Below are 7,454 nucleotides of genomic sequence, written 5' to 3'. Positions count from 1 at the left end.
ATGGCTGCACCGGATGGGGCAGGCGGCCACCCCGGGGCCCCCTTCCGCGTCTTCCCTGGGCGACCTCAGATGACGGTGAGTGCGCCGAACGACGGCGGGCCGGCGACGGTCATCCCGGCCGCTTTGCAGGCTTGCGGGCCGGTCATGTGCTGGGTGGCGGTGAAGAGGGGGCCCGGGTCTCCCTCGTCACCGAAAAGAGCCAGGGCGCTCGGCCCGCCGGTCGTGTAGGCGGAGCCGTAGTAGACCCCGTCGAAGGTGTGCGCCTCGAAGGTCTCCGCCCATTCCTGCGGAACGTCGTAGTCGTCCATCGTGACCAGGGCGCGGACGACGTTGAAGCGTGCCGCGCCGGTGGAGCTCACGGCGGCACATTTGTAGTCGATCGGGGCCCTCACGATCGAGACGATGAAGGTCTCAGCGAGAGCGCGAGAGACCACACCGGAGGAGCTGACCTCGTCGCGGACCTTTTCCCGGACCGCCGTCTCAGCCCGGGACGCGGCGTAGCAGGTACCGCGGGGACTAGGGAGGTTGAAGCGACCATATGCGCTGTTGTCGAACCACCATGCCTCCCGCGAGATGCTGTGTGCGCGGTACAGCTCCGTCTCGGCGGCGATGGGCTTCTTGGGGAACCCCCTGTAGCTGATGTTGCGATCCGGTGGACCCTGAACTGCGGTCACGCGGCCCAGCTCGCGGCGGTGCGCTCTGCGGCCTGAATGACGCCGTCGACGTCGCCCGCGATCAGGAGGTCGATGTTGCGGCGGCGGGAGACGTCGGCGCCTGTCGCATCCCGCGATCGGTCGGGGAGCGCGGCGTTGAGCCATTGTGCCCAGGTCCACGGGTCGGCGACCCCGCTCTGGAGCACGGTAAGCACCTCGCGCATGCCCGCGACGAGTGCCCCGTTGGTCACTTGGAACGCGGGGTAGACGTTCCGCCCATCCGCGGTCTTCAGGCGGAGCGCGCGGAGGTCTCCAACCGCTTTCGACAGCCCGGCCCGGCCCATGTTCAGCTCACGCTGCAGCGACCCGCTGGTGTAGACCGGACCGACCAGCTCGGCCCAGGGACTGGCAGCGACGGGAAGACGGTCGACGATCTGCTCGGCGACATCCTCCGCGTCTCCGAGGCTCGTCAGTTCCTCGCCGCGATCAACGCGTTCGAGGAGCTTCGCGCGGATCGCGGCTGTGATCTCGTCGACGGCGTGCTCCTGCTCCAGGCGCCGTGCAGCGCGGGCCGGGCGGCGTTCGGGAGAGATGGTGCTCATGGAAGACCTCGTTCATGTCAACTACGTCAACCATTCTTGCCGGTTCGTGTCAACCATGTCAACCAGCTCCGTTAGGCCGCAGACAGCGAGATGCCCCACGTGCGGCGCCAGCGCCTGCCCGGCACCAGCCAGTGGAGGTCGGTCCCCGAGTTCAGGGCGTCCGGCGGCGCCGTCATCGGCTCGAGTGCGATCGCGAACTCGCCCGGCGCGAGTCCCGGGAAGTCGTCGGTGAGGTAGAGCTGCGCCCAGCGGAACCGGCTGTCGCCCCAGACCTCGACGGATGCGTCCTGGCCGAGCATCCGGAGCCGCACCCGCCCATCCTCGGCCCGCAGCCCGGTGAAGCATGCGTGGCGTGGGGCGGAGGCCAGCGGCACGCCGCCCCGGAGGTCGAAGGGGGTTCCCTGCACGTCGATCGACGCCAGCGGGAAGTTGTCGTCGCCGAGCGGGAGCGCCCGAGCCGCCTCAATGGCCAGCGTCAGGTCGTCGGGCGATGCGCTTCCGAGCCGCACGTACGGATGGACTCCCACCGCGACAGGCGCCGCGCGCACCCCGCGGTTGCGAACCTCGATCCGGCACTCGATCCCGGATGCGACGAGCGCGAACTCCACGTCGGTCTCGAGATCGAACGGATACCCCGGGGGCTGCTCGACTCGCGCCGTCAGGACGAGCCTGTCGCGGTCCGACCGCACGACGGAGTACTCCGTGTCTGCGAGCAGCCCGTGGATCGCGTTGCCCGCTGCCGGCTCGGTGACCTCGAGGTGCTGCGTCTTGCCGTCGAGCGGCCACTGTGCGTCCCGCACCCGGTTCGGCCATGGCACCAGGACGACGCCGGACGTCATCGCCGGCTCCGCCATCCCGCTTCCGCGCACGAGCGGCATCCCGTCCACCCACAGGCCCTGGATGCTCGCGCCGACCGTCGAGATGTCGGCACGCAGCTCGTGACCGCCGATCTCGGCGGAGAGCCGGATCAGCTCACGCGGCATGGACGCTGAGGAGCACCGATCGGTCCGGGTCCAGGCTGGGCATCTCCAGCCCGACGAGGCGCAGGGCCCGCCCGCTGAGCACGGCTCCGTCCGCCAGCCACGGCGGCTGTGCACCATGGGGCTTATCACCGGGGAAGACGGCGGTGACGCGGTAGGAGACGGCGTCGTCCAGCCCCGGCAGTGCGAGCCGGCCGATCGGCCAGGTTCGTGGCCGTTCCGTCAGGGAGAACGCATACAGCGCGTCGCGGAGGTCGGCCCCGACGACCCCTTCGAGGCGAACAGCGTCGTCGCCGGTGTCGGCGTGGACGCTCGTGCCGTTGTGGAGCAGCCCGCGGTGCTCCTTGTGGAAGGCGATCCACGAGGCGAGCTCGGCCTTGGTCTCGTCGTCGGAGGTCAGGAGGTTCAGCTCGACGCCCATGTGCCCCCAGATGGCCTTCTCGGCACGGTACGACAGGGGGTGCACGCGGTGCGTGGTGTGCGACTCCTCCGCGCCGACGTGGGTCCCCTGCAGTTCCGGCGGCACGACGAGACCGGTCCAGCGCTGGATCTCCAGCCGCTCGTGCGGATCGTTGCAGTCGCTCGACCAGACGCGCTGCGTGTGCTCGAGGACCCCGAGGTCGATGCGGCCACCACCACTGGCGCACGACTCGATCTCGAGTCCCGGATGCCGTGCGGCGAGCTCAGCCATCAGCCGGTAGGCGGCGAGCGTCTGTTCGCGCAGCCCGGGACGCCCCTCGGGGGTGTGGCCGGCGTCGAGCAGGTAGCGGTTGTGGTCCCACTTGATGTAGTCGATTCCGAGCTCGCCGATCAGCGCGGACATCCGACCGAGCACGTAGTCGTACGCCTCCGGATGCCCGAGATCGAGCACGTGCTGGTGGCGCGAGGGCAGCCCCGCGCCGTGGCCGGCGTCGAAGATCCACTCCGGATGCTCGCGCGCCAGCCGCGAGTCGAGGTTGATCATCTCCGGCTCGAACCACAGACCGAAGTCCATCCCCAGTTCGCGCACCCGGGCAACCAGTGGTTCGAGTCCCGTCGGCCAGATCTCCGGATCCACGTCCCAGTCGCCGAGCGCACTGGTGTCGTCTCTCCGGCCGAGGAACCAGCCGTCGTCGACGACGAACCGCTCCGCGCCGACCGCGGCGCCCTCCTCCGCGAGGGCCACGAGCGTCTCGAGATCCTGCTTGAAGTACACCGCCTCCCACGTGTTCAGGATGACCGGCCGCGGTGTCGACGGATGCGCCGGCGAAGCGCGCAGGTGACGGTGGAAGCGGGAGGCGAGCTCGTCGAGTCCGTCTCCCCAGGAGCCGTACTGCCACGGCGTCGTGTATTCGGCGCCACGTTCGAGCTCGACCTCGCCGGAGGCGAGGCCCTCGCGGACGGCGAGCCGGCGCGTGTCGGCCGGCGTCCTCTCCGCGGTCAGCGACTGGTTGCCGCTCCACGCGAGGTGCGTGGCCCAGACCGCCCCGGAGCGGAACCCGAACCCCTGGCGGCCGGCGGCGAGCAGAAGGGTGTGCTCGAGGCCGGGCTTGCCGCCCCGGGAGGATCGCACCCACTCGCCGACGTTGAACGGCTGGCGCTGGGGCACCCGCTCGAGCGACCAGCGCCCGGTCAGGTCGAGGATCTCGTCGGCCTCGTGGGGAACGGGAAGAGCGAGCTCGATCCCATCCACCCGGAAGCGATCGCTCCCGTCGTTGCGCAGCGTCGCCCGCTGCCGCACCAGACCGCTTGCGGCCAGCACCTCGATCTCGATGCGAAGCGCGAGCTCGTATTCGGCATCGACGGCGTCGACCACCAGACGGGCACCCGCGTCGGTGTCCGCAGACTGCGCGGTGAGCATCCGGAACCGCGCTGCCCAGCGCCGCCCGCCGCTGTCGCCCACCAGGCCGGGGCGGCCGAGCCACCCCTCACTGACCTGCGCGAGCACGGGGACGGGCTGCGGATACGTGACCGCGCTGTCGCCGACGGCCGGCAGTGCCGTGCGGGCGATCGTCTCGAGCTCGTCGGCTCCGAGGTCTCCGAGGTCGTCGCCCCAGTACAGGATGCGCGGAAGACGGTCGTCCGTCACGACGACGACGCTCGTTCCACCGGCGCGGAGATGGCTGATGGTGCTGGCAGTGGGCATAGTCGACTATTTCACCGATCCGAGGGCGAGGCCCCCGATGAAGCTGCGCTGGAAGACGAGGAAGACGATGGTGGACGGGATCGCGGCGACGACGGTCGCCGCAGCGATGACGGACCAGCTCGACACGTACTGACCCTGGAGCGAGAGCACGGCCGCCGTGATCGGCAGCTTCTCCGAGGTCTGGAGGAGGGTGATCGACCAGAGCAGGTCGTTGAAGATCCAGGTGAACGAGAGCGCGCCCAGGGCCGCGAGGGCCGGACGGGTCAGCGGCAGGATCAGCTGCACGAAGATGCGGATCGTCCCTGCTCCGTCGAGCGTCGCCGCCTCCTGCAGCTCGTGCGGGATCGTGCGCATGAAGCCGTAGAGCACGAAGGTGTAGAAGCCGATCCCGAAGGCGACCTGCACGACGATCAGCGCGCCGAGGGTGTCGTAGATGTTGATCTGCTGCGTGATGCGGGAGATGGGGATCAGCAGCATCTGCACCGGCAGGAGGTTGCCGGCGAGCATCACGAGGAGGATCGTCCGGCGGAGGGGCATCCGGAACCGGCTGAGGCCGAAAGCGGCGGCCGCCGAGAGCAGGAGCGAGAGGATCACCGTAGGGATCGTGACGACCATGCTGTTGACCAGCGCCTGGAACAGGCCGCCCTGGTTCCACGCCTGCACGTAGGTCTGCAGCGTGAACGTGTGCGGGAGGCTCGCGATCCCGTTGGCGGACACGTCGTCGAACGTGCGGAACGAGGTGACGACAACGACGAGGATCGGGGCGAACCACGCGAGCGAGATGAGGATCCCGGAGGCGTGGAAGCCGACGGTGGCGGCCGTGCGCCTGCGGCTGCGCCGGCGTGCGACCGGATGCGCCGAAGCGGTGGCCGTGCGTGTCGCGGTGGCAGTGGTCATGATTCCTTCTCCTCGGAGAGCGCTCGCACCAGGTACGAGACGATCACCGCGATCGCCAGCACGAAGATGACCACGGCGATGGCGGAGGCGTAGCCGAGCGCGTGCCCTTCGAACGCTGTCGAGAACATGTAGGTGCTGAGCAGCTCGGTCGAGTGGTACGGGCCGCCCTTCGTCATCGCCCAGACGATGTCGAACGAGCGGAGCGAGTCGATGATCAGCACCGACAGCACCACGAGGTTGACGCTTCGCAGCTGCGGGAGAGTGACGAGCCGGAAACGCTGCCACTTCGTCGCGCCGTCGACGCGGGCCGCCTCCTGGACCGACGGGTCCAGTGCCTTCAGGCCGGCGATGAACAGCACCATCACGTAGCCGATCTCGCGCCAGAGGGCGGCGACGATGACCGCGTAGAGGGCCGTGCTCGAGTCGCCGAGCCAGACGCGGGTCCAGCTGTGCAGCCCCACGGCGTCGAGGATGTTGTTGAGCACGCCGTTCGGCTGGAAGAACGCACCCCAGATCAGAGCCGTGACCACGAGGGAGAAGACGATGGGGAGGAACAGCGCCGTGCGGTACACGCCGACTCCGCGCCGCTCCGACTGGAACAGCAGCGCGACGCCGAGCCCGGCGACGAAGGAGATCCCGCCGAAGAGCACGATCCAGATCGCCGTGTTCTTGAGCGCCGTCAGGAAGATCGGGTCGCTGAACAGGTCGACGAAGTTCTGAACCCCGACCGATTCGGCCGGGCCGATGCCGTTCCAGTGGAGGAACGACAGCGCGACCCCCTGGAAGGCCGGCCAGAAGACGCCGACCGCTTCGATCAGGAACGGGACGAGCACGAGGGCGAACACGATCGGCGGCGGGACCTTGATCCGCCGCCGACCGCGTACTAGTGGAGCAGTGGTCACGAAGTCGCCCGGACCTTCTTTGCGGCTGCGTCCCAGTCCTTCAGGATCTGGTCGAGGTTCTCCGGATGCGCGATGAAGCTGGTCAGCGCCGTGTCGGCCGGCGTCTGCTGGGCATCCCCGGCGTCACGGTTGTAGAACTGGGTGATCTGCTTCGCCGACTCGAGCATCTTCTTCCCCTGCGAGGAGAGCGCGTCGAGCTGCAGGGTCGAGTTCACGTTCGCGGGGAGCGCGCTGCCCTGCTGACCCTTCGCGAGCTTCGTCTGGGCCTCGGGGCTCGCGACGTAGTCCAGGAACTTCTTGGTCAGGTTCGGCTTGTCCGTCTTGACGCTCGCGATGAACCCGTCGGTGGGAGCCTCCTCGGCGACAGGAACGGACGGGTCGATGATCGGGAACTGGAAGAACGCGAGATCGCTCTGCTTGTTCGCCGGCACGGACGGCTGAGCCCAGGCGCCGAGCAGGTACATCGCCGACTTGCCCTGCGTGAAGTCGCTCATGGCCTGGTTCTGCGTGAGCCCCAGCACGGCGGGGTCGACGTAGGGGAGCACCTGCTTGAACGCTGCGAACACCTTCTTCACCTCGGGGCTGTCGTACGACTTCTTGCCGGAGAGCAGCTGCAGGTGGAAGTCGCCGCCGTTGATGCGGAGGTCGAGGTAGTCGAACCAAGCCGACGCGAGCCACGCGTTGTCGCTGAGCCCCATCGTGAACGGCTTGACGCCCTGAGCCTTGATCTTGGCGCTCGCGGCCATGAACTCGTCCCAGGTCTTCGGAGGCGTGATGCCGAGCTTCGCGAAGTCGCTCTTGAAGTAGTACACACCCCACCAGTAATACCCGGTCGGGACGAACACTTCCTTACCACTGGAGTCCTGGCTCAGCTTCTGCAGAGCATCCGGGAAGTCCTTCTTGTGGTTGTCCCACACGCTCGACAGGTCGAGCAGGAGGTTCTGGTCGGCGAAGTCACGCGTGGCCTGCCCGGCGTACCAGGTGTAGACGTCCGGCGGGTTCTTCGAGGTGAGGTACGAGGGAAGCTGCGTGTTGAAGGTGGCGGTCGGGATGCTGTTGAGCTTGACCTGCCCCTCGCCCTTCGCGTTGAAGTTGTTGACGAGCTCTTCGATGCCGCCCTTCTCCGCGTCGGTGAAGCGCGACTGCAGAACGAGCGGTCCCGACGCATCCGGGCCGCTCTTCACGGGCTGGGCGGTGCCGGCGGTCGAGACGCACCCGGCGAGCAAGGCTGTGGCTGCGATGGTGCTGCCGAGTGCGGCAAGCCATCGAGAGGTTTTCCGGGTCATCTTCGACTC

Annotated in this window: 7 protein-coding genes; all 7 read right to left on the bottom strand. The window is 68.5% G+C overall.

Going from position 1 to position 7,454, the window contains the following annotated elements:
• Positions 1-65: 65 nt before the first annotated feature.
• The 7 genes from ACFVV5_RS01475 to ACFVV5_RS01445 all read right to left on the bottom strand — a co-directional run bounded on the left by ACFVV5_RS01475 (position 66) and on the right by ACFVV5_RS01445 (position 7,445).
• The gene (locus ACFVV5_RS01475; RefSeq protein WP_387237848.1) at positions 66-674 is read right to left on the bottom strand and encodes an RES family NAD+ phosphorylase; all 609 of its coding nucleotides are present in this window, start codon (positions 672-674) and stop codon (positions 66-68) included.
• Positions 671-1,255, bottom strand: coding sequence for a hypothetical protein (locus ACFVV5_RS01470; protein ID WP_387237845.1), 585 nt, complete (start codon positions 1,253-1,255; stop codon positions 671-673). The genes ACFVV5_RS01475 and ACFVV5_RS01470 overlap by 4 nt, the downstream gene beginning before the upstream one ends.
• 71 nt (positions 1,256-1,326) lie before the next feature.
• On the bottom strand, positions 1,327-2,238 hold the full coding sequence (locus ACFVV5_RS01465) for a hypothetical protein (RefSeq protein WP_387237842.1): 912 nt from the start codon (positions 2,236-2,238) through the stop codon (positions 1,327-1,329).
• Positions 2,228-4,360: an alpha-galactosidase gene (locus tag ACFVV5_RS01460; protein WP_387237839.1), complete on the bottom strand. Its 2,133-nt coding sequence runs from the start codon at positions 4,358-4,360 to the stop codon at positions 2,228-2,230. The genes ACFVV5_RS01465 and ACFVV5_RS01460 overlap by 11 nt, the downstream gene beginning before the upstream one ends.
• Positions 4,361-4,366: 6 nt before the next feature.
• Positions 4,367-5,257, bottom strand: coding sequence for a carbohydrate ABC transporter permease (locus tag ACFVV5_RS01455; protein ID WP_387237836.1), 891 nt, complete (start codon positions 5,255-5,257; stop codon positions 4,367-4,369).
• A complete protein-coding gene (locus ACFVV5_RS01450) occupies positions 5,254-6,159 on the bottom strand; it encodes a carbohydrate ABC transporter permease (protein ID WP_387237833.1) in 906 nt (301 codons plus the stop codon). Before ACFVV5_RS01450 ends, ACFVV5_RS01455 begins: the two co-directional genes overlap by 4 nt.
• On the bottom strand, positions 6,156-7,445 hold the full coding sequence (locus ACFVV5_RS01445) for an ABC transporter substrate-binding protein (RefSeq protein ID WP_387237830.1): 1,290 nt from the start codon (positions 7,443-7,445) through the stop codon (positions 6,156-6,158). The genes ACFVV5_RS01450 and ACFVV5_RS01445 overlap by 4 nt, the downstream gene beginning before the upstream one ends.
• Positions 7,446-7,454 lie beyond the last annotated feature (9 nt).

The organism is Leifsonia sp. NPDC058248 (assembly GCF_042881905.1).
Lineage (GTDB): Bacteria > Actinomycetota > Actinomycetes > Actinomycetales > Microbacteriaceae > Leifsonia.
This window is presented reverse-complemented; position numbering and strand designations above follow the sequence as displayed.